Origin of the sequence: Rhodococcus sp. NPDC006774 (genome assembly GCF_040636045.1) — a bacterium.
GTDB lineage: Bacteria > Actinomycetota > Actinomycetes > Mycobacteriales > Mycobacteriaceae > Rhodococcoides.
This window is the reverse complement of the sequence record NZ_JBEYIW010000005.1, coordinates 199,674-219,914: the sequence shown is the minus strand read 5'-3', so window position 1 is coordinate 219,914 and position 20,241 is coordinate 199,674. Positions and strand designations below refer to the sequence as shown.

The 20,241-nt window shown below is 65.3% G+C and carries 21 protein-coding genes; 13 read left to right on the top strand and 8 right to left on the bottom strand.

From position 1 onward, the window contains the following. Window positions 1-35: 35 nt before the first annotated feature. The gene (locus tag ABZ677_RS10395; RefSeq protein ID WP_037195237.1) at window positions 36-545 is read right to left on the bottom strand and encodes a TIGR04338 family metallohydrolase; all 510 of its coding nucleotides are present in this window, start codon (window positions 543-545) and stop codon (window positions 36-38) included. A gap of 98 nt (window positions 546-643) precedes the next feature. On the opposite strand from ABZ677_RS10395, the gene ABZ677_RS10390 reads away from it, so the two are divergent. The 5 genes from ABZ677_RS10390 to ABZ677_RS10370 are packed head-to-tail and all read left to right on the top strand — an operon-like array spanning window position 644 to window position 6,628. Then, window positions 644-1,369, top strand: a complete 726-nt coding sequence (locus ABZ677_RS10390; protein ID WP_358369000.1) for an ATP-binding cassette domain-containing protein — start codon at window positions 644-646, stop codon at window positions 1,367-1,369. Then, on the top strand, window positions 1,366-2,115 hold the full coding sequence (locus ABZ677_RS10385; RefSeq protein WP_358368997.1) for an ABC transporter ATP-binding protein: 750 nt from the start codon (window positions 1,366-1,368) through the stop codon (window positions 2,113-2,115). Before ABZ677_RS10390 ends, ABZ677_RS10385 begins: the two co-directional genes overlap by 4 nt. Before the next feature lie 17 nt (window positions 2,116-2,132). After that, complete coding sequence (locus ABZ677_RS10380; RefSeq protein ID WP_358368994.1) at window positions 2,133-3,611, top strand: ABC transporter substrate-binding protein; 1,479 nt, start codon at window positions 2,133-2,135, stop codon at window positions 3,609-3,611. Window positions 3,612-3,614: 3 nt separating this feature from the next. Beyond that, window positions 3,615-5,366: an ABC transporter permease subunit gene (locus ABZ677_RS10375; RefSeq protein ID WP_358368992.1), complete on the top strand. Its 1,752-nt coding sequence runs from the start codon at window positions 3,615-3,617 to the stop codon at window positions 5,364-5,366. Next, window positions 5,363-6,628 (top strand): MFS transporter, encoded by a 1,266-nt coding sequence (locus ABZ677_RS10370; protein ID WP_358368989.1) that lies wholly within the window; start codon window positions 5,363-5,365, stop codon window positions 6,626-6,628. The genes ABZ677_RS10375 and ABZ677_RS10370 overlap by 4 nt, the downstream gene beginning before the upstream one ends. A 156-nt stretch (window positions 6,629-6,784) precedes the next feature. On the opposite strand, the gene ABZ677_RS10365 is transcribed toward ABZ677_RS10370, so the two are convergent. Then, window positions 6,785-7,102, bottom strand: a complete 318-nt coding sequence (locus tag ABZ677_RS10365; protein WP_358368986.1) for a nuclear transport factor 2 family protein — start codon at window positions 7,100-7,102, stop codon at window positions 6,785-6,787. A gap of 70 nt (window positions 7,103-7,172) precedes the next feature. Between ABZ677_RS10365 and ABZ677_RS10360 the strand changes: the two genes are divergently transcribed. Next, window positions 7,173-7,985 carry a MerR family transcriptional regulator gene (locus tag ABZ677_RS10360; RefSeq protein ID WP_358368983.1) on the top strand — a complete coding sequence of 271 codons (813 nt, stop codon included), beginning with the start codon at window positions 7,173-7,175 and terminating at the stop codon, window positions 7,983-7,985. On the opposite strand, the gene ABZ677_RS10355 is transcribed toward ABZ677_RS10360, so the two are convergent. After that, entirely contained in the window at window positions 7,986-8,804 is an 819-nt protein-coding gene (locus ABZ677_RS10355) for a DUF2786 domain-containing protein (RefSeq protein WP_037195659.1), read from the bottom strand. A gap of 188 nt (window positions 8,805-8,992) precedes the next feature. Between ABZ677_RS10355 and ABZ677_RS10350 the strand changes: the two genes are divergently transcribed. The 4 genes from ABZ677_RS10350 to ABZ677_RS10335 are packed head-to-tail and all read left to right on the top strand — an operon-like array spanning window position 8,993 to window position 12,322. Next, the gene (locus tag ABZ677_RS10350; RefSeq protein ID WP_037195231.1) at window positions 8,993-10,273 is read left to right on the top strand and encodes an ABC transporter substrate-binding protein; all 1,281 of its coding nucleotides are present in this window, start codon (window positions 8,993-8,995) and stop codon (window positions 10,271-10,273) included. A gap of 14 nt (window positions 10,274-10,287) precedes the next feature. After that, window positions 10,288-11,334: a sugar ABC transporter permease gene (locus ABZ677_RS10345; protein ID WP_358368979.1), complete on the top strand. Its 1,047-nt coding sequence runs from the start codon at window positions 10,288-10,290 to the stop codon at window positions 11,332-11,334. Then, window positions 11,331-12,152 carry a carbohydrate ABC transporter permease gene (locus tag ABZ677_RS10340; protein WP_358368976.1) on the top strand — a complete coding sequence of 274 codons (822 nt, stop codon included), beginning with the start codon at window positions 11,331-11,333 and terminating at the stop codon, window positions 12,150-12,152. Before ABZ677_RS10345 ends, ABZ677_RS10340 begins: the two co-directional genes overlap by 4 nt. Then, the gene (locus ABZ677_RS10335) at window positions 12,149-12,322 is read left to right on the top strand and encodes a hypothetical protein (RefSeq protein ID WP_358368973.1); all 174 of its coding nucleotides are present in this window, start codon (window positions 12,149-12,151) and stop codon (window positions 12,320-12,322) included. The genes ABZ677_RS10340 and ABZ677_RS10335 overlap by 4 nt, the downstream gene beginning before the upstream one ends. Here ABZ677_RS10335 and ABZ677_RS10330 read toward each other — a convergent pair. Beyond that, window positions 12,306-13,190: a LysR family transcriptional regulator gene (locus tag ABZ677_RS10330; protein WP_358368970.1), complete on the bottom strand. Its 885-nt coding sequence runs from the start codon at window positions 13,188-13,190 to the stop codon at window positions 12,306-12,308. The genes ABZ677_RS10335 and ABZ677_RS10330 overlap by 17 nt on opposite strands. Beyond that, complete coding sequence (locus ABZ677_RS10325) at window positions 13,181-13,600, bottom strand: MmcQ/YjbR family DNA-binding protein (protein WP_037195229.1); 420 nt, start codon at window positions 13,598-13,600, stop codon at window positions 13,181-13,183. Before ABZ677_RS10325 ends, ABZ677_RS10330 begins: the two co-directional genes overlap by 10 nt. Window positions 13,601-13,708: 108 nt before the next feature. Here ABZ677_RS10325 and ABZ677_RS10320 point away from each other — a divergent pair, with 108 nt between their 5' ends. Next, window positions 13,709-14,059, top strand: a complete 351-nt coding sequence (locus ABZ677_RS10320) for a nuclear transport factor 2 family protein (protein ID WP_358368967.1) — start codon at window positions 13,709-13,711, stop codon at window positions 14,057-14,059. Between the two features lie 95 nt (window positions 14,060-14,154). Here the strand turns inward: ABZ677_RS10320 and ABZ677_RS10315 are convergent, their stop codons facing one another. From ABZ677_RS10315 to ABZ677_RS10305, 3 genes are all read right to left on the bottom strand, one after another. Next, a complete protein-coding gene (locus ABZ677_RS10315; RefSeq protein ID WP_032396939.1) occupies window positions 14,155-15,237 on the bottom strand; it encodes an inositol-3-phosphate synthase in 1,083 nt (360 codons plus the stop codon). Further along, entirely contained in the window at window positions 15,230-15,820 is a 591-nt protein-coding gene (locus ABZ677_RS10310) for a PadR family transcriptional regulator (protein ID WP_094632231.1), read from the bottom strand. Before ABZ677_RS10310 ends, ABZ677_RS10315 begins: the two co-directional genes overlap by 8 nt. Before the next feature lie 264 nt (window positions 15,821-16,084). Beyond that, window positions 16,085-16,615, bottom strand: coding sequence for a GNAT family N-acetyltransferase (locus ABZ677_RS10305; protein ID WP_094740475.1), 531 nt, complete (start codon window positions 16,613-16,615; stop codon window positions 16,085-16,087). 261 nt (window positions 16,616-16,876) lie between these two features. Here ABZ677_RS10305 and ABZ677_RS10300 point away from each other — a divergent pair, with 261 nt between their 5' ends. Together ABZ677_RS10300 and ABZ677_RS10295 are read left to right on the top strand one after the other, a co-directional pair. Further along, the gene (locus tag ABZ677_RS10300; RefSeq protein ID WP_170945834.1) at window positions 16,877-17,308 is read left to right on the top strand and encodes a DUF5318 domain-containing protein; all 432 of its coding nucleotides are present in this window, start codon (window positions 16,877-16,879) and stop codon (window positions 17,306-17,308) included. A 726-nt stretch (window positions 17,309-18,034) separates the two neighbouring features. Beyond that, entirely contained in the window at window positions 18,035-20,143 is a 2,109-nt protein-coding gene (locus ABZ677_RS10295) for a transglycosylase domain-containing protein (RefSeq protein WP_094632235.1), read from the top strand. Window positions 20,144-20,241: the final 98 nt, after the last annotated feature.

Genomic DNA, 20,241 nt, shown 5'->3' with positions numbered 1-20,241 from the left:
GTGGGCTGCGTCTCCCATGATGCACCCGAACGGCATCAGCCGATGCGGACGCCGCTCTCGGCCATCATCGCCCGCAGTACGAACCCGGCCTCGGAGCCGACGATCTCGCTGACGAGCGTGATGTAGCGGTCGACGAAGGCGCCTCCGTGTTGCTGCTCGTTCTCGTCTGCGAAGTGGTGCGCAAGCTCGTGCAGAACCACCAGTTCTCGAAGCGCCCACGCTCTGTTGCCGTGATGCAAGGGAACGGCGATGGTGGCCGTGTCCGGTTCGTAGTGCGCAGCACCCGATCCCGAGCGGGCTCGGACGGTGATCGTGCGGCCGGCCTCGGGCCACGTGGCCGCCACCCACTCCAGTGCGAGTACTGCGTCGACGTACGCCTGCACCGAGTCGATGGAGGCGAACTTGCGCTCGATCGGCAGCGTGATCTGCGAACCCATCACCTGCACCATGCGAAGGCCCCGCTCCTCGGCGCGATCGAACATGGTGCGGACCAGTTGTTCTGCGTCGTAGACGGCCGCTCGCTGCGCGTCCCTCGCCCTGCTCATCCGGCCAGCCTAATTTGTGTGGTCCGTCCGGCTCGCCTACAGTCTCCTATCGATAACGATTGTCGAATTCGTTCCCATGTCTAGGCTGAGGAGATACCGTGCTGGCCGTCGATGACCTCTGCATCGATGCCGGACGTACCCGCATCGCCCGGCACGTGTCCTTCGAGATCCCCGCGGGTCGACGCCTCGGCCTGCTGGGCGCGTCGGGATCGGGAAAGTCGCTGATCGCGTCGGCACTGGTCGGAGCGCTGCCACCGGGCATCACCTGCACCGGCCGCATCACCGTCGACGGCCACGACGTCGCCGGAGTTCCGACCCCCCGCAGGCCGCGCACCGCCCGACCGGCGATGGTCTTCCAGGATTCGGCCACCGCGCTGAACCCGATGGTCACCGTCGGAAGGCAACTACGCACGCCCGACGCCTCCGCACTGCTCGAGCGCGTGGGTCTGCGCGACACCGAACGCATCCTGGCCTCGCACCCCCTCGAGCTGTCCGGCGGTCAACGTCAACGCGTCTGTATCGCAATCGCATTGGCGCGCACGAGCCCACTGGTGATCGCGGACGAGCCGACGACGGCGCTCGACGTGATGAGCCAGGCGCGGGTTCTCGACGCTCTGCGGGAGGTGCCATCGCTGCTGATGATCACACACGACATCGCCGTCGCCGCGCAGCTGTGTGATCACCTGATGGTTCTCGATTCGGGGCGCATCGTCGAATCCGGTTCCACGGCAGCGATTCTCGGTAGTCCGGAGTCCGATCTCGTGGTACGCATGCTCGATCGAGCTCGTTCCGCCGACCCATTCCGTCAGCTGGTGGCGCGATGAGTGCGGGCTTGACGGCCACGGGTATCACTCGCACCTACGTTCGGCACGGCTCGTCTCGGACCGCAGTGGACGGTGTCTCGTTCTCGCTGCCGCCGGACGGTCGAACAGGAGTGGTCGGCGAATCCGGTTCGGGGAAGACCACGTTGTTGCGCATGCTGCTGGCGTTGGATGTGCCCTCTGAAGGAACCATCGAAGTGGACGGGCGCACAGTACGTCCCGGCTCCGTGCGATCGCTCCGATGGTTTCGCAGACTCGTGCAGTACGTACCCCAAGATCCTGCGACCAGCCTCGACCCACGCCGCAGTGTCCTGGATCTGGTGGCGACGCCGCTGCGACTCCTCGGCGTCGACGGCGATCATCGAGCCAAGGCAGGTGCCGCACTCGCTGCCGTCGGACTGGACGAGCGTTATCTGCAGCGCCGACCGCCGGAACTGTCCGGCGGTCAGAATCAACGCGTCGCGATCGCTCGTGCGGTGGCATGCGAACCGCAGTACCTGCTGGCGGACGAGCCGGTCAGCGGACTGGACCCTGATCTGCGCGAGCAGGTCCTCGCAGTCCTGGCCGGACTGCCCAGCGCAGTGCTGATCGTCAGCCACGACCTGTCGGCGGTCGCTCGCCTGTGCAGCGACGTATCGGTCATGCATGAAGGTCGAATCGTCGAAACCGGCAGCGTACGAAACATTCTCACCGAACCGCAGCACTTCCGCACCCGAGATCTGATCGACGCCGTACCCCGGCTTGCATGATTATCACAGGAGATCCTTTGACGATTAACATGTTCCGCATCGGCACCCTGGCAGCGGTGGGCACCCTCACGCTCACCGGTTGCTTCTCGTCGGGTGCCGCCGACGACACCGCAGATCGGGCCCGCGTCGCGATGCTGCAACCGCCACGCTCGGGGCTCTCGCAGTTCAGCGACGATGCCTTCAAGCTCTCGCGCTGGTCCACCGCCGAAACTCTCGTCACCCTGGACGATCTCGGTGATGCTCGGCCTGGTTTGGCCACCGACTGGAACCGCGTCGACGAGCGCACCTGGAGTTTCGACCTCCGACCCGACGTGAGGTTCCACAACGGTGCGCCATTCGACTCCGCCGCCGTCGTCACCGCACTGACTGCTGCCACTACCGCCGCGCCGAAGCCGCGCATCCTCGACGGTGTCGAGCTGACGGTGACCGCCACCGACGACGACACGGTGGAGGTGGCCACCGAGGACATCGATCCGCTCGTGCCGCAACGACTCTCGAGCCCGCAGCTCGCCATCCTGGCACCCGCGGCCTACTCCGCAGGCGGCAGCAACCCCGTCGGAACCGGCACCGGACCGTTCGTGCTCACCGGAGTGAACGGCACGTCCAGCGCCACTCTGGACCGCAACGACGACTACTGGGGTGAGCCCGCGAAGCTCGCCGGCATCGACGTCGACTTCGTGCCCGACGGTACGGCCCGCGCAGCAGCGCTCCGCAACGGCACCGCCGATGTGGTGGAGGCCATTCCGGTGTCGCAGGCCGGCAACATCGACCCGTCACTGGTGCACGAGGTTCCGATGCCGCGCACCAACACCCTGTACCTGAACACGTCGGCCGGCGTATTCGCGGATCCGGCCATGCGCGCCGCCGCGCGGGAGTCGGTGGACAAGGATCGTCTGGTCGAGCAGGTCTACGAGGGCCGCGCAGACGCAGCGAACGGACTGCTCGGCCCCGCGCTGCCGTGGGCCGCGGACCGTCCCGCGCGCACCGAGACACCGGCGGGCGATGCGACCGGTAAGAAGATCACGCTCGCCACGTTCACCGACCGCGCCGAACTTCCCGAGGTCGCCGTGCTGCTGCAGCAGGAACTCGAGGCGAAAGGCTTCGTGGTCGAGCAGGTGGTGCGCGAGTACCAGTTCATCGAAACCGACGCTCTCAGTGGCGCATTCGATGCCTTCATCCTCTCCCGCGCGACCGTGCTCGATTCCGGTGATCCGGTGGCATACATGTACTCCGACTTCGCCTGCGAGGGATCGTTCGACATCTCCCAGTTCTGCGACCCGCAGGTCGACGCGGCGCTGGCAGACGCCTCGGCCACCGAACCAGGAGACGACCGCCGCGCCGCGATCCTGGACGCCGAGAAGCTCATCCTGGAGAAGGATGCGGCAGTGCCGATGCTGCACGAACGCGTCATCCAGGGCGAATCCGAAGGCCTCACCGGTGTCGCCCGCGATCCGCGGGAACGCACGCTCATCACCAACCAGACCGCCTTCGAGTAAGCAGTGAGAACAACCGTCTCGCGGCTGGTTGCCGTCGCCGGTGTCGTCATCCTCGTCGGGATGCTGCCGTGGCTGTCGAATCGCGATCCGGCACTGAGCATTCTGCGGGCCCGCTCGGCCGAGCAGGAAGCAACCCCCGAGGCACTGAACGCAATTCGCCGCGATTTGGGACTCGATGCGGGGCCGTGGCGAATGTTCTGGGACTGGCTCACCGGCATCGCGTCGGGCAATCCCGGAACATCGTGGAACACAGGGCAGCCGGTGCTGCCAGGGGCGCTCGATGCGCTACTGGTGTCGATGACGCTGATGGGCTTCGCGATGCTCGTTGCGATCGCCGTTGCCGCCCTCGTGGTCGTCCCCAGCGTCCGGGCCGGACTGCGCGGCACCCCGAAACGCACCGGTGGCGGCGTCGCCGCAGCACTCACGTCGATGCCGGAGTTTCTGCTCGCGTCGGTACTCGTTGTTCTCGGTGCCGTGTGGTTGTCGTTCCCGGCCTACGGGTGGAACGGGCCCGAGTACGCGGTGCTGCCTGCGCTCGCGCTCGGGTTGCCTGCGGGCGGGTTGATCGGGCGACTGCTCGCCGACGCAATCGCCGTCACCTTCACCGAGGGGTGGGTCATCACGTGGACGGTCGCAGGCTTCTCACGGCCCCAGATCGCCGGTGCGGTCCTGCGCCGCGCCCTACCCGGCCTCGCGTCGCAGATCGGTCTGGTCATGGTAGCCATGACCGGCGGCGCAGTGGCCGTCGAAAAGGTCTTCGCCATACCGGGATTGGGTCGGACAACGCTCGGTGACGCGCAGTCGCAGGATCTTCCCGCCCTGCAGATCGACATCGTTCTTCTACTGGCCGTCAGTGCTGCTCTCGGTGTCGCGGCCGAACTGGCCCGACGGCTGCTGCTCGGCAGCGCACTGCACGAGAAGGCGATGCCCATCCCGTCCGGCGTCTTCCATCCGTCGCCGCGACGATGGTTGGTGCCGATCGCTGCGGCGTCGGTCCTACTGGTCATGGTGCTTGCCGGACTCCCCCGAGACGGCCAGGCGACGACACGGGAGAAGTTCGCGGCCCCATCAGCGGCCCACCCCTTCGGAACGGACGCGTCGGGTCGAGATCTGTTGGCCCGCGTCGCCGACGGCGCACTGCGGTCGATCGGTCTGTCGCTGGCTGTCACGCTCGGGGCCCTGGTGGTCGGCGTGCTGCTGGGACTGGTTCCGCGGGCATCGCGTGGTCTGGTCGAGGTGACCAATGCGGCACCGCCGGTGGTCACCGGCATTCTGATCGCAGCGATCTGGGGTCCGAGTGCAGGCGGGGCGGCCGTCGCGGTTCTCATCGTCACGTGGGCTCCGCTCGCCGCGCACACTGCCGCTCTCGTCGAGGAGACCCGCGCTCGGCCGTACATCTCCATCCTGCCGACACTCGGGGCAGGGAACGCGCGAATCCTGTTCGGCTCCATCGTGCCCAGCGTCGTTCCGGTAGTGCTGCGGCACGCCATGATTCGGCTGCCCGGCGTGGCTCTCGCTCTCGCGGCCCTCGGATTCCTCGGCCTCGGACCGCAACCCCCCACTGCGGATTGGGGATTGATACTGTCCGACGGGGTCGCGGCCGTCGAGCGAGCACCCTGGGTCACCGCCGCTCCGCTCGCGTCCTTGATCGCACTCGCTGTTCTCGCAGTCTCGCTCGCCGGTGCCACCTCGGGGCGTGTGCGCAAGACCGGTAGCGTCGTCGAGAAAGTCGATGCAGGAGGGCGCGTTACATGAGTTCGAGGACCGACAGGTCGCCGACGCGATGGCGGTGGTCGTTTCTGGTCGATCTGCGGCGCGCCACCCCCACCGTCCGTTTGCTCGTCCTCACCCAAATGACCTTCAACATCGGCTTTTTCATGGTGTTGCCCTATCTGTCGGTGCATCTGACGGGCGACCTCGGGCTCGGTGCCGCACTCGTCGGAGTGGTCCTCGGGATCAGGACCTTCTCGCAGCAGGGACTGTTCTTCGTCGGTGGCACCCTCGCCGATCGATGGGGCATCAAGCCGGTCGTTCTCGTCGGCTGTGCTCTGCGGGTACTGGGATTCGTGGGTCTGGCTTTCGCCGATTCGCTGCCTGCCGTGCTGGTCGCCACGGTAGCGATCGGATTTGCGGCCGCATTGTTCTCTCCCGCAGTCGAATCCGCAGTGGCGATCGAGGCGGGCAAGAGTGAACGCGACGGCGGACCAACCCGTGTCGAGAGCTTCGCGCTGATGTCGGTGTGCAGTCAGATCGGCTCGTTCACCGGCCCACTCGTCGGATCGGTACTGCTGCTCGTCGATTTCAGGATCGCGTGCCTCGTGGCTGCGGCGATCTTCGTTCTGGTCATCGCCGCTCACGTGCGGTGGCTGCCGCGTGAGCGCGGCGAACATCGTGACGACCCATGGCTGTCGGGCTGGACCGACGTGGTGCGCAACCGGACCTTCGTGCTGTTCGCGGTGGCGATGAGCGCGCAATTGGTGGCCTACAACCAGCTGTACCTTTTGCTACCACTCGAGGTCGAACGCGCCTGGGGCTCGCAGACCGTGCTGGGCTGGTTCTTCGCGATCTCGGCAGTACTGGTGGTATCGGCGCAACTGCCCATCACCCGACGCGTCGCCGGGGTATCACCGCGGGTCACGTTGCCGATCGGATTCGCCGTCATGGCAGCGTCGTTCGCGCTCGTCGCGGCCACCTCCCCCCTCGAGCTGCAGGGTGTTCTCGGTCTCGTCCCGGCCGCCCTGTTCGTCCTGCTGCTGGCGCTGGGACAGATGATCGCCATGCCACAGGCCAGGGATCTGGTGCCGCGCATGGCCGCCGAACGTCGACTGGGCTCGTACTACGGATTCATGGCCTCACTCGGGGGCATCGGCGTGCTCATCGGATCGACCGCACTCGGTGTGGTGATCGACGCCGCCCCCGACACCGGCTGGGGCGCAGCCATCCCGTGGCTGGTCGCGGCCCTGTTCCCCATCGCCAGCGTCATCGGACTTCGGTTGGTGCTCGCGCGCCTCGACTGACTGCCCCCGAGTCCCCGCCGCTGCCCCCAATCCCCGCCCGCCGACCCCAGTCCCCGCAAACGCGCGCGCGTTTGCCAAACGCGAGCAGATTCGCCTCCGATTCGACGCGAATCCCCGCGCACCTGGCCAATGCGCGCGCGTTTGCCGAAACCTCGATTACACCCGAATCCGCAGCACCGAGATCCGCCCGTCCTGAGCACACTCGAACCAGTAGGACAGGTTCACCGGACTTCCCGGGAAGTCGCCCGAGATCTGTGCGGTGGTGGTGCTGCCTGCACCGGATTCGACGACGGAGAGTACGTCGTAGTGCACCTGCGGCACCTCGGTTCGCCATCGTCGGATCTCGTCGATGCCGCGATACTCGTGTCCCTCGTCCTCCACGATGGCGTCGGGGGCGAACAGGGCGAAGTAGGGCTCCGAGTCGGCCAGTGTGGCGAGCTCGAAGTAGCGGTCGATGGTCTGTGATTCGGTCATCAACCCAGACTGAGCCCTCCTCCTCGGGGAGAGTCGACTCTCCCCCACCGGGAGGGGTCAGAATGTCGACATGAACGGATTGCTGACGATCGGCGAGTTCTCTCGCATCACGCACTTGTCGGTCAAGACTCTGCGGCGCTATCACGAGTCCGGGTTGCTCGAACCTGCCACCGTCGACGACTTCACCGGCTACCGGTACTACGCCACCGATCAGGTCGCCACGGCACAGATCATCAGACGGTTCCGCAGCATGCAGATGCCCGAGCGTGAGGTGCGGGCGATCGTCACCACGCCGGATCCCGACGCCCGAGCCCGGTTGATCACCGAACACCTCACTCGGCTCGAGCGGCAGTTGGACGACACCCGATCAGCGGTGACGGCGCTGCGCCGGTTGTTGGATCCGACACCGCCCACTATCGAGGTACGACGCATACTCACCGAACAGTGTTCGGTTGCAGCCGTTTCCGAGGTGGTCGACGCGTCCGAGGTGCTCGGCTGGTACAGCACGGCGATGGCCGAGATCGATGCGGCCGGAGTCGAGCCGACGGGTCCTGCGGGTGGGTTGTACGACAACGAGTTGTTCACCGAGGGCCGCGGGATCATGACGGTGTACGTTCCCACGCTGAATACGCTGTCTGTCAACAGGATTCGGCCGCTGACGTTACAGCCCACCGAACTCGCCGTGACGGTACATCACGGGCCTCATGACGATATCGATGTCACCTACGGCGCTCTCGGGGTGTACGTGGAGACCAACGGCCTCGCCATCGCGGGGCCCGTTCGCGAGGTCTACGCCGTCGGGCCACGTGATACCGAGGATTCGACGTCGTGGCGCACCCACATCGGATGGCCGGTGTTCGCGGCCTCGACCCGAACGCAGTAGTCAGCGACCCAACTGCCTGCTTGCTCCGTCGATTTCTGCATGACCACCGATTCTTGCGTTTCGCCCCGCTCGATCCCCGGCCCTTCGCGCACCCTCGGAGTAGCCGGCGTTGGCGCTCTGGCCCCGCCAGTGTCCGCGCGCGGTCGATGTCTGTCGGTAGTAGTCGCGTAGTTCGATCTCTTTGTTGCGCAACACCAGTGCCGTCCCAGCACCCTGTTGTTCCTGCTCGATGGCCTTGGCCTCGGTGTCCTTCTTCACTTCGCCAAGCCGTTGACCGATGCGCGACGCGAACGCGGTCTGAAAGTTCAGCCGTGCCGTCACGGCAGCGACGGGCACCTCCTCGCGCCGGGTGTAGCGTCGACGATTCTTGATTTCGGTGACGGTGCGGATGGCTGTCTCGGATCGGTAGGCACCGGACTTGATGTACGCGTCCGAGGCTCGCACCATCTGAATCAGCAGCGAGGAATAGAGGGCCTCGGTGGTCTCGATGTCGGAGTCGAAACCGTAGGCGAACACCTGCGTCGACGATCGGGACACATCGCACTGGACGTCGTTGGCGTGGGCGATGGCCACGAACAGTTGCACGTAGGTCTTGAGCCCACGCTTGCCCGGCTCTCCGATGGGGACGACCTTCTGGCTGGGCGTCGCCTGCCGCTCCCTGGATGCACTGTGCGAACGAGCAACCGCCAGATCGACCGACGCCGACGTGGCCAAACGCTGAGCGGCCTCCATGAAGGCCTCGGCCTCGTGTGGATTGTCGGTGGACTCGGCCTGGCGTAGCAGTCCGCCGATCCGCGTCAGCATCTTGTCCGAACTCATGAGCGAGAGGCTACCGGCCGACTCCGACACATCCGGGTTGACCGATTCAGGAACGCGATAACGACCACCATTCGGTGCATTGTGTGCCACAGTTCCCATCGACATATGTGTCGGGGGAGCATCACAGCACGATTCTGCGGGTCTATCTCCGGGCGCATACCACCGTGTAGAAGTTAGTGGAGAAAACAATGGCGTCTTTGATCACGAAGGTGGCGGTGGTTGCTACGGCAGCCACGCTGCTGACGCTCACCGGTTGTTCGAGCGACAGCGGATCGAGCGGCGATTCGGGTGCTGCATCCGAAAACGCCGACGGCCGTGGACCTATCACCTATGTAGAGGGCCAGGACACCACCGAGACCGGTGTCGTCCAGCAGATCATCTCGGAGTGGAACTCCAGCCACCCCGACGAGCAGGTCACCTTCAAGGAACAGTCCGCCGACGCCGATCAGGCTCACGACGACTTCGTGCAGCAGCTGCAGGCTCAGCAGAGCGACTACGACGTGATGGCACTCGACGTCGTCTGGACCGCCGAGTTCGCGGCCAAGGGCTGGCTCGTGCCGCTGGAGGGCGAGTTCGCACTCGACAACGCAGGCGTTCTCCCCGCGACCGTCGCCAGCGCAACCTACAACGGCACGCAGTACGCCGCGCCGAAGAACACCAACGGCGGACTGCTCTACTACCGCAGTGATCTGCTTCCCGAGGCGCCCACCACCTGGGCCGAGCTCACCGAGGACTGCCAGGTCGCCCGGGACAACAACATCGATTGCTACGCCGGGCAATTCGCCCCGTACGAAGGTCTGACGGCCAACGCGTCGGAGATCATCAACGCGCACGGCGGATCGATCGTCGCCGAAGACGGCAAGACCCCGACCGTCGACAGCCCGGAGGCCAAGGCCGGACTGCAGACCCTCGTCACCGCGTTCGAGACAGGCGTCATCCCGGCCCAGGACACCACGTTCAAGGAGTCCGAGAGCCAGCAGGCGTTCCAGGACGGTCAGACCTTGTTCCTGCGTAACTGGCCGTACGTATACGGCACCGCGGCGGAGGAAGGCTCGGCTGTGGCCGGCAAGTACTCGGTCGCACCGCTTCCCGGAGTCACCGGAGTCGGCACCTCGACGCTCGGTGGATACAACGCCGCGATCAGTGCGTACTCCGAGAACAAGGCCACTGCTGCCGACTTCCTGCGGTTCCTGCAGGGTGAGCAGGCTCAGCGCATCATCGCCGAGGGCGCACTGCCGCCGGTGCTCTCGTCGCTGTACGACGATCCCGCACTGATCGCCGCGATGCCGTACCTTCCTGCATTGAAGGCATCCATCGAGAACGCCGTTCCGCGTCCCGTCACCCCGTTCTACCCGGCCGTCTCGAAGGCCGTGCAGGACAACGTTTCTGCCGCCATCAAGGGTGAGAAGAGCGTCGACCAGGCGATCACGGACATGCAGGCCGGTATCGAAACCGCCGGCGCCAACTGATTTCGGGAGAACGAATGGCTGTACCTGCTGGTGTGACCAGTGGGGCCGCCGCAACCACCGCGGCCGGGGGCTCGTCCCCCGGCCGCGGTCGGCATGTGCGGTCCAAGAACAAGCGGTTCGGCCTGACGCAGGGTCGGGCGTGGCTGTTGATCGCACCGACGATGGTGATCCTCGCGATCGTCATCGTCTACCCGGTGATCCGTGCGCTGGTGATGTCCTTCTCCAAGGATCCCGGTCTCGATCCCGCCACCGGCATGTTCGTCTCCGGCGGTTCTGCCGGCTTCGACAACTACACGCATTGGCTTCTGCAGCAGTGCACCTCGGCGTCGGGCACATCGGTGCCCTGCCCGCCGGGAACCCTCGGTTCTCAGTTCTGGGGTGCGGTCGGAAACACGGCGTTCTTCACCGTCGTGACGGTGTCCATCGAGGTGGTCATCGGCTTCGCAATGGCAGTGATCATGGGCAAGACCTTCGCCGGACGAGCCCTGCTGCGCGCCGCGATCCTGATTCCCTGGGCGATCCCGACCGCCGTCACGGCCAAGCTCTGGTACTTCATCTTCGCGTACGACGGCATCGCCAATCGCATTCTGGGAACCAACATTCTGTGGACCGGCGACGCCTGGCCCGCTCGTTTCGCCGTCATCATCGCCGACGTGTGGAAGACGACGCCGTTCATGGCGCTGCTGATCCTGGCCGGGTTGCAGATGATTCCCGCCGACGTCTACGAGGCGGCTCGCGTGGACGGCGCGTCGGCGTGGCAACGGTTCACCAAGATCACACTGCCATTGGTCAAGCCCGCGTTGATGGTGGCAATTCTGTTCCGCACCATGGACGCGCTGCGTATGTACGACTTGCCGGCTATCCTCACCGAGGGCAATCCCGCCACGCGGACCATCTCGATTCTGGTGGTGGATCAGATTCGGCAGGGATTCAACAGTGCTGCGTCGTTGTCGACCATCTCGTTCATCATGATCTTCGTCGTGGCGTTCATCCTGGTGAAGTTCCTCGGTGCCAATGCCGTTGCCACTCAGGACAATCAGCGCAAGGGGCCCGGCCGGTGAAGCAAGCTCGCATCTATCTCGGTGTCGTCGTCATTCTCATCTGGGGACTGGCACCGTTCTATTGGATGGTCGTTACCGCATTCCGCGACCCGCGGTACACCTTCGACACGACGCCCTGGCCGACGCACGTCACGTGGGAGAACTTCGAGAACGCGTTGTCGACGGCGAACGGCAACAATTTTCTGCGTGCGGTCGGCAACAGCCTGATCGTGGGCGGCGCGACCACGCTGATCGCGTTGGTCATCGGCATCTTCACGGCATACGCGCTCTCGCGCATCGACTTTCGCTTCAAGTACGTGGTGACGGGCATCATCCTGGGTGCGTCGATGTTCCCCGTGGTCGCTTTGGTGACCCCGCTGTTCCAGTTCTTCACCAACATCGGCTGGATCGGCAGCTACCAGGCGATGGTCATCCCGAACATCTCGTTCGTCCTACCGCTGACGATCTATACGCTGGCGGCGTTCTTCGCCGAATTGCCCTGGGAGCTCGAAGAAGCCGCACGGATCGACGGTGCCGGACGATTCCAAGCGTTTCGACTGGTGATGCTCCCACTCGCAGCACCTGCATTGTTCACCACCGCGATCCTCGCGTTCATCGCCGCGGTGAACGAGTACCTGCTCGCCAGTCAGCTCTCGAGTGACAGGACCGAACCGGTGACCGTGGCCATCGCGCGGTTCACCGGTAACGATCCGCTCGTGGTGCCGTATGCCGCGATCATGGCCGCGGGCACCATCGTGGCCATTCCCCTGGTGATCATGGTGCTGCTGTTCCAGCGCCGCATCATCTCCGGACTGACGGCGGGCGGCGTCAAGTCGTGACGGCGCAGGACCACCTTCAGTTGCTCGCGGGGATCCTCGGGTTCTTCGCGCTCGTGGCTCTGATCGTTGCCGTCGTCGGGATCATCGGGGGTGATCCCGGTGTGGTGCCGTCGGTGGCGCTGCTGGGTCTGTTGATCGCACTGTGGTTCACCGTCAAGAGGATTCGCTGAAGCTGCGCGTCGCCACCGCAACCAATTCGGTCAGCGCCGGACCCATTCTGGGCCGCCACACCAGTGCCAAAAGCGCGGTGGTGTACGAGTCCGTGAGCTCGACCGCGACGAGCTTGTCGCCGTAGAACTCCGCCATCGATGCGCTGAGGATCGCCACCCCCAAGCCACGGGCAGCGAGGTCGGCCACGGCGTCGGGAGCGCTGGCCCGCAACGTGATCTGCGGTGCCAGGCCTTCTCCGTAGCAGTCCCGGTCGAACACGGCACGGATCCCGGTGCCGGGGGGAAGGGCGATGATCGGGTGTTCACACACCTGCGCCAACGTCGCCGAGTCCTGTGCTGCCAGAGGATGCTGCGGTGGAACGGCCGCAACGATCCGCTCCTCGATCACCACGATCGATTCCACACCGTCCGGCACCCGAGCTGCGACACCGACCAGTGCGATGTCGAGTTCTCCGGCGCGCACATCTGCCACCAGTCGGTCCGAGTTGTCCTCGTGGAGAGCAAGTTCGACGCCAGGGTGCGCCGAATGGAAGCGGGCCAATGCGTCGAACAGTTGTGGGACGGTGCAGGCGGTGACCATCCCGACGCGCAGCGATCCGCGCAGGAGTCCGGCAACGTCGTCGACGGATTGCTTGACCGAGCCGGCAGCGGCCAGCGTCGCACGGGCTTGCGTCAGCGCGGCCTGACCCGCGGTGGTCAATGTTGCAGTGCCACCTGTTCTGTCGATCAACTCGGCTCCGAGTTCGCGTTCGAGCGCTCTGATCTGGGCGCTGACGCCGGATTGGCTGATGTGCACTCTGGCTGCGGCGCGAGTGAAGTTCGCTTCCTCGGCCACCGCGACGAAGTACTCCAGCTGTCTCAATTCCACTGCTGCACTCCCAGATCGGGGCCCTCGCCGGCGTCGAGTCTGGTGATGTTTCGCTTCGGGGCTGTGACGCGGTAGCTGCAGTCGATCAGTTCGGCGGCCTCGGCCCAGACGTCGTCGTCGGCATCACCGAGGTCGAATCCCACCCAGCCGGCGGGGCCGAGGTAGGCGGGGTGGAAGTAGCGGGGTTCGAGTTCGCAGGCGCGCTGTTCCTCGGCGCTCTCGCATTTGACGAGGATCGAGAGGTCGTATTGGTCGCCGCCCTTGACGCCACCGCCGAAGTAGACGAACACCGAGGCCGTGCGGAAGGTCGGCCGTCCGTGGGAGATCTTCTCGGACACCTCTGGATAGGCGAACGCCAGCGCGCGGACGCGTTCGAGGACCGGATGCGTGGAAGTGGGATCGATGGCCACCGGAGAACGATAGCGCGTATTGCCTAGCTGCAGTTATGAGTAGAAGTTCTGATGATGATCGCAACCAACTGTTGGAATTCTGGATCGGGTCGTTCAAGACTCGATGTCATGACACAGACAACGAAAGAAGTTGCAGCGACCTACTTCGAGGCCTGGAGGAGCAGAGATTTCGACACCCTGGCGTCGATCCTGCACGAGGACGCGACGTTCCGGGGCCCACTGGGCGCAGCCGCCAACGGCGCGGAATGTGTGGCCGGATTGAAAGGAATGTCGGAGATCGTCACCGACATCGACATCGCCCACGTCTTCGTGGACGGCCCGAACGTACTGACGTGGTTCGATCTGCACACGTCCATCGCATCCCCGGCGAGCACCGCCAACTGGCAGCGAATCGAGGACGGAAGAATCAAGCAAATCACGGTGACATTCGATCCGCGAGAAATCACCGCAGCCGGATAAGCGAACGCCCGCCGGTACTCAATGTGACATTTGGTGGCCTTTTGGGGGGTCAATGTCACGTTGAGTGGACCGGCGGGCGTCAGTGCCGCTGGGTTTTACGCGTCGATGATGAACGCTTCGAGTTGTTCGCGAGCGACGTCGTCGGCGAGTTGCTTCGGCGGGCTCTTCATCAGGTAGGCCGAAGCCGGGATGACCGGTCCACCGATGCCGCGGTCCTTGGCGATCTTGGCGGCGCGGACTGCGTCGATGATGACGCCTGCAGAGTTGGGCGAGTCCCATACTTCGAGCTTGTACTCGAGGCTCAGGGGAACGTCACCGAAGGCGCGGCCTTCGAGGCGGACGTAGGCCCACTTGCGGTCGTCGAGCCAGCCGACGTGGTCGGACGGTCCGATGTGGACGTCCTTGGCGTTGAATTCCTTCTGCAGGTTCGACGTCACGGCCTGGGTCTTGGAGATCTTCTTCGACTCGAGGCGGGTGCGCTCGAGCATGTTGAGGAAGTCCATGTTGCCGCCGACGTTGAGCTGCATGGTGCGGTCGAGCTGCACGCCGCGGTCTTCGAAGAGCTTCGCCATGACGCGGTGGGTGATGGTGGCTCCGACCTGGCTCTTGATGTCGTCGCCGACGATGGGGACGCCTGCGTCCTCGAACTTCTTGGCCCAGACGGGATCCGATGCGATGAAGACGGGCAGCGCGTTGACGAAGGCGACGCCTGCGTCGATGGCGGCCTGTGCGTAGAACTTGTCGGCTTCTTCGGATCCGACGGGGAGGTAGGAGACGAGCACGTCCACCTTGGCGTCGCGCAGGGCCTGCGCCACGTCGACGGCGTCGCCGTCGGCCTCGGTGATGGTCTCGCGGTAGTACTTGCCGAGGCCGTCGAGGGTCGGTCCGCGCAGGACGTGGACGTCCTTCGGGGGCACGTCGGCGATCTTGATGGTGTTGTTCTCACTGGAGAAGATGGCCTCGGAGAGATCGAAGCCGACCTTCTTGGCGTCCACGTCGAACGCGGCGACGAACTCGACGTCGCGGACGTGGTACTTGCCGAACATGACGTGCATGAGGCCGGGGACGGTGGCGTTCTCGTCCGCGTCCTTGTAGTACTCGACACCCTGGACCAGGGATGAGGCGCAGTTGCCCACACCCACAATGGCCACGCGGATTGCGTTGTTGTTCTCACCCATGGTCGGGTTCTCCTTCTGTCTTGACTGTCCTGTTTGGTGCTGTGTGGGACGGTGCTGGGTTGGGTTCGGCCTGCTCGGCTGCGATGACTTCGTTGAGCCAGCGCACCTCGCGTTCGCTCGATTCGAGACCGAGCTGGTGTAGCTGCCTGGTGTAGCGGTCGAGTGTCCCGTTCGCCTTGGCCACAGCGTCGCGGAGGCCTTCTCGGCGCTCCTCGACCTGGCGACGTCTGCCTTCGAGAATGCGGACTCGAGCTTCCGCGGGAGTCCGACTGAAGAAGGCAAGATGTACGCCGAATCCGTCGTCGGTGTAGTTCTGCGGTCCGGTGTCGGCCACCAGTTCGGCAAATCGTTCCCTGCCGAGAGGGGTGAGCTGATACACCCGTTTTGCTCGTCTCTTCACGAGCAAGTCGGGACCGGCGTCCTCGGCGATGAGACCGTCGGTTTGAAGTCGACGGAGTGCCGGGTACAGCGATCCGTACGAAAACGCTCGAAAAGCTCCGAGCAGGCCGGTCAGCCGCTTGCGGAGCTCGTAACCGTGCATGGGTGATTCGAGAAGCAGTCCGAGAATTGCGAGCTCGAGCATGCAACTCCCCCTTCTCGAATCCAAACGATCACATCATGGCGATGCGATTGACCGCACTATCGGAGAATGTATCGCGCCGATACATATTCTGACAACTCGGTGCGGAGTATCGGTAGAGCGATCCCGAGCGGACCGGTCGACACCACGACCGCATGACGACCTCGATCGACGGCGACAAGTCCATAGACGCATCGCCGACGGATGAGCCCGCTCGCGACTGCAATCGTGGATTGGCCTGCACCGCGAGGCAGACGGATGATCGGTTCAGCGAACCGGTGCCACCATGAGTACTGCGTCGACTCGGTACTCGCCCCACTGCTGCGCAGCCGTCCCGATTCGGTGCCAGCCTCGCCTGCGGTAGAAGCCGAGAGCGGCGCTGCTCGGATCGACGAGCAGCACCGGTGCCTGTCCTTCGTCCCGTGCCGCATTCACTGCATGTGCGAGCAACGTCGTTCCGCTGCCCGGTACGGAGCCGTCGGTCACCAACCGCGACACGACAGCGAGTCGATCGGCAGCGACCCCGGTTGCTCGCTGCCACTGTGCGCTCGCATCGTCCGCACCGGGATCCTGTTCCGGTGATGCCGTCGGGTGCAGCGCTACATGTCCGACGACGGCGTTCTCGTATTCGGCGACCCAGGCTGCGAGTTCGTTCGGTGCAGCAAGCCAGTCGGCTCGCACCGCAGCTGCGCGCATGGGATAGCGCTGCGTTTCGTGCGTACGTTGCAGGATGGGTAGGAGGGTGCTCAGGTCACTGTCCCGTCGGGGCCGCACGTGGATTCCCGATGTGGCGAACATGCGAGCGAGTGTAGGGACCGGACGGACCTGGGCGCCGCGGATCGAACCCTGCACGCAGCGAACGTCACGGCCGAAGGGTGGGCAAGCACCGGACGGTGAAGCCCACGTCGAGGATCAGCGCAGTGTTCATCGATCACGAACGACAGATCATTGCGTCGGCACAGGTGAAGCGCAGTGTCCCGAGGCCGAAACAGGACCTGCTCGCCGCCGAGGCGGGGTTCGCAGGTCCGCATCGGAGGGGCCGCACGTACTCTGGTCCTCGTGCGACTTCAGCGACAGGTGGTGGACTACGCCCTTCAGCGTCGGTCGCTGCTGGCCGAGGTCTACTCCGGTAGGACGGGTGTCGCAGCGGTCTGTGATGCAGATCCGTACCTGCTTCGCGCTGCCAAGTTCCATGGACGTGGCAGCGACGTGGTGTGCCCCATCTGCCGCAAGGAGCAGCTCACGCTGGTGTCCTGGGTGTTCGGCGAGAAGCTCGGGGCCCTGTCCGGGTCGGCGAGAACAGCGGACGAACTCGTCCGCCTCGCGTCGACCCAGGAGGAGTTCTCGGTCCATGTGGTCGAGGTGTGTAGGTCGTGCAGTTGGAACCACCTCGTCCAGTCCTATGTCCTCGGGGCCGTCCCCGCGCCCAAGCAACCCCGTCGTCCGCGGTCGGGTTCCCGTCAACCGAACCGTCGAACAGCGAGTGAGTGACACAATCGCTCTGCCTATCTCGTCCACCGAGAATTCGACGCGGCCGCCGAAATTACTGGAGATTCGTACGTGAGTTCCCCCTACGACAACAACCCGGGTAGCAACGAACCGGGCCGTAGCGACTCCGGACGGCGTCCCGACGTGCCCGGGCCGCCCCGCGGCAGTCGACACTCCGATCCCCCCGGGCGTCGCCCGGTACCTCCTCCCGGCCAGCGTCCGATGCCTCCGCAGGGTCGTCCTCCGATGCCTCCTCCCGGTCAGCGTCCGGGACCTCCTCCGGGTCAGCGTCCGGGACCCCCTCCCGGTCAACGTCCGATGCCTCCGCAGGGTCGTCCTCCGATGCCTCCTCCCGGTCAGCGACCGGGACCTCCTCCCGGCCAGCGTCTCGGGCCGCCTCCCGGCCAGCGTCCGATGCCTCCGCAGGGCCGTCCTCCGATGCCTCCGCAGAGCCGACCCGTGCAGGGCAGGCCGCCGGTGGATCCGGTGAGTGGACGTCCCGCAGGCGAACGTCCCTACGGCGAGCGTCGGTACGGAGAGCCACCCATCGCGCCTCCGGTTCGATCCGCTGCCCCGACGGGCGTCACTCGGTCCGGCTCTGTGCCACCACCCCACGAACCGAACGATCCATCAGTTCTCTCCTCGGGCAGCGAACCGCCCGAGCCGCCCGAAAGAGGTCCCGCCGCGAAAACGAAGAAGAAGTCCAAGTGGCGGGTCGTTCGACGCACGATGTACGCGTTGATCGCCCTGGGTCTGATCGTGCCGATCCTGGCGTTCATGGTGGCGTACACCGTCGAGGACGTGCCGCGTCCCGGCGACATCAGGACCAACCAGGTCGCCACGATCTTCGCCGCCGACGGCTCGAGTGTGCTCGGCAAGGTGGTGCCACCCGAGGGCAACCGCACCGATGTGACGATCGACCAGATTCCGGAGCATGTGCGTAACGCCGTGCTCTCGGCCGAGGACCGCGATTTCTACTCCAATCCCGGATTCTCGGTGACTGGCTTCGGCCGAGCCGTCCGTGACAATGTGCTCGGACGCGACAGCGCCGGCGGCGGTTCGACCATCACTCAGCAGTACGTGAAGAACGCGTTGGTCGGTAACGATCGGACGCTGACCCGCAAGATGCGTGAGCTGGTCATCTCCTCGAAGATGGCGCGTCAGTGGTCCAAGGACGACATTCTCGCTGCGTATCTCAACACCATCTACTTCGGTCGCGGTGCGTACGGCATCGCAGCGGCGTCGACGGCGTATTTCGGCAAGTCCGTGGATCAGCTCTCCGTCGAAGAGGGTGCGGTCCTGGCGGCGGTCATCCAGCAGCCATCCAATCTCGATCCCGAGTTCAACCCGACCGGCGCGCAAGCTCGTTGGGACTACGTGCTCGACGGCATGGTCTCGCAGGGGCAGCTCGACGCGACCCAGCGGGGAGCGATGATGTTCCCGGCAGTGGTCCCGAGCGCACAGGTCGATACCGGTGACGCCCAGGATGCCGGGCCGGACGGCTTGATCAAGGCCCAGGTGCTGCGCGAGCTGTCCGCTGTCGGTATCAGTGATCAGGACCTCAACACCGAGGGCCTGCAGATCACCACGACCATCGATCCGAAGGCCCAGGCGGCCGCGGTGGATGCCGCGACCAGCAATCTCGAGGGTGAACCGTCCGAGCTGCGGACGGCCTCGGTGTCGATCGATCCGCGCACCGGTGCGGTTCGCTCGTACTACGGCGGCGCGGACGGACGAGGATTCGACTTCGCCCAGTCCGGCTTGCAGACCGGATCGTCGTTCAAGGTGTTCGGCCTGGCCGCTGCGCTGGATCAGGGCATTCCGCTCTCGAAGATGTACGACAGCTCCCCGCTCGACGTCAACGGCATCGAGATCAGCAACGTCGAGGGTGCCTCCTGTGGAACGTGCACCATCGCCGAAGCGCTGAAGCGTTCTCTGAACACCAGCTTCTATCGAATGATGCTCGGGATGGACAACGGCCCGCAGGCCATCGCGGACATGGCGCACAAGCTCGGTATCCCGCAGGAGATCGAGGGCGTCGGCCCCACCCTGACCGAGCCCGACAACGCAGGCCCCAACTACGGAGTCGTGCTCGGCCAGTACCAATCTCGCGTCATCGACATGGCCTCGGCCTACGCGACACTCGCTGCGTCCGGGGTTTATCACACGCCGCACTTCGTCCAGAAGGTCGTCACCGCCGACGGCACCGTGCTGCTCGACCGTGCTCCCGAAGCCGGCCAGCAGGTCGTCTCGGCCGCGGTCGCGGACAACGTGACCTCGGCGATGCGCCCGATCGCCGGCTACTCCAACGGTCACAACCTCGCAGGCGGTCGCCAGTCGGCAGCCAAGACCGGTACCGCTCAGCTCGGAGACACCGGGCAGAACAAGGACGCCTGGATGGTCGGTTACACGCCGTCGCTGTCCACCGCCGTGTGGGTCGGTACCGAGCAGGGTCTGCCGCTGGAGAACAGCTACGGCGGACCGATCTACGGATCGGGCATACCGTCGGACATCTGGAAAGACACGATGGACGGCACGTTGGAAGGCACCTCGAACGAGACCTTCCCGACGCCAGAGGCCATTGCGGGTCAGGCCGGTGTGCCGCAGTACTCAGCTCCGGCCCCGACGGCCACGGTGGCACCATCGACAGCTCCGCCGCAGGTGACCTTGCCGATTCCGACGGAGATCTCGCCGCCGGTCGTCATCACTCCGCGGCAGGTCGAGATTCTGCCCGGCGTGACCATCCCGCTGCCCGGACTGGCACCGGCGCAGCCCGCAGAACCCGAACCGGCGGCGCCTGAACCGGCAGCGCCCGAACCGGCAACGCCCGGGCAGTAGCGACGCCGGCGGTGACGACCGAACCCGACCGCAAGGGTCGAGCAGTGGCGAGCCCGGGTCGCCTCGATTCGGCGAGCGCCGCAGACCGCGACCTGCCC

Coding starts and splice junctions, on each gene's coding strand:
- ABZ677_RS10310 (WP_094632231.1), bottom strand. CDS start 15,820: ATGCTCGAGCTCGCAATTCTCGGACTGCTTCTCGAATCACCCATGCAC.
- ABZ677_RS10305 (WP_094740475.1), bottom strand. CDS start 16,615: ATGTTCGCCACATCGGGAATCCACGTGCGGCCCCGACGGGACAGTGAC.
- ABZ677_RS10365 (WP_358368986.1), bottom strand. CDS start 7,102: ATGACCGAATCACAGACCATCGACCGCTACTTCGAGCTCGCCACACTG.
- ABZ677_RS10360 (WP_358368983.1), top strand. CDS start 7,173: ATGAACGGATTGCTGACGATCGGCGAGTTCTCTCGCATCACGCACTTG.
- ABZ677_RS10395 (WP_037195237.1), bottom strand. CDS start 545: ATGAGCAGGGCGAGGGACGCGCAGCGAGCGGCCGTCTACGACGCAGAA.
- ABZ677_RS10320 (WP_358368967.1), top strand. CDS start 13,709: ATGACACAGACAACGAAAGAAGTTGCAGCGACCTACTTCGAGGCCTGG.
- ABZ677_RS10315 (WP_032396939.1), bottom strand. CDS start 15,237: ATGGGTGAGAACAACAACGCAATCCGCGTGGCCATTGTGGGTGTGGGC.
- ABZ677_RS10345 (WP_358368979.1), top strand. CDS start 10,288: ATGGCTGTACCTGCTGGTGTGACCAGTGGGGCCGCCGCAACCACCGCG.
- ABZ677_RS10355 (WP_037195659.1), bottom strand. CDS start 8,804: ATGAGTTCGGACAAGATGCTGACGCGGATCGGCGGACTGCTACGCCAG.
- ABZ677_RS10350 (WP_037195231.1), top strand. CDS start 8,993: ATGGCGTCTTTGATCACGAAGGTGGCGGTGGTTGCTACGGCAGCCACG.
- ABZ677_RS10370 (WP_358368989.1), top strand. CDS start 5,363: ATGAGTTCGAGGACCGACAGGTCGCCGACGCGATGGCGGTGGTCGTTT.
- ABZ677_RS10295 (WP_094632235.1), top strand. CDS start 18,035: ATGTACGCGTTGATCGCCCTGGGTCTGATCGTGCCGATCCTGGCGTTC.
- ABZ677_RS10385 (WP_358368997.1), top strand. CDS start 1,366: ATGAGTGCGGGCTTGACGGCCACGGGTATCACTCGCACCTACGTTCGG.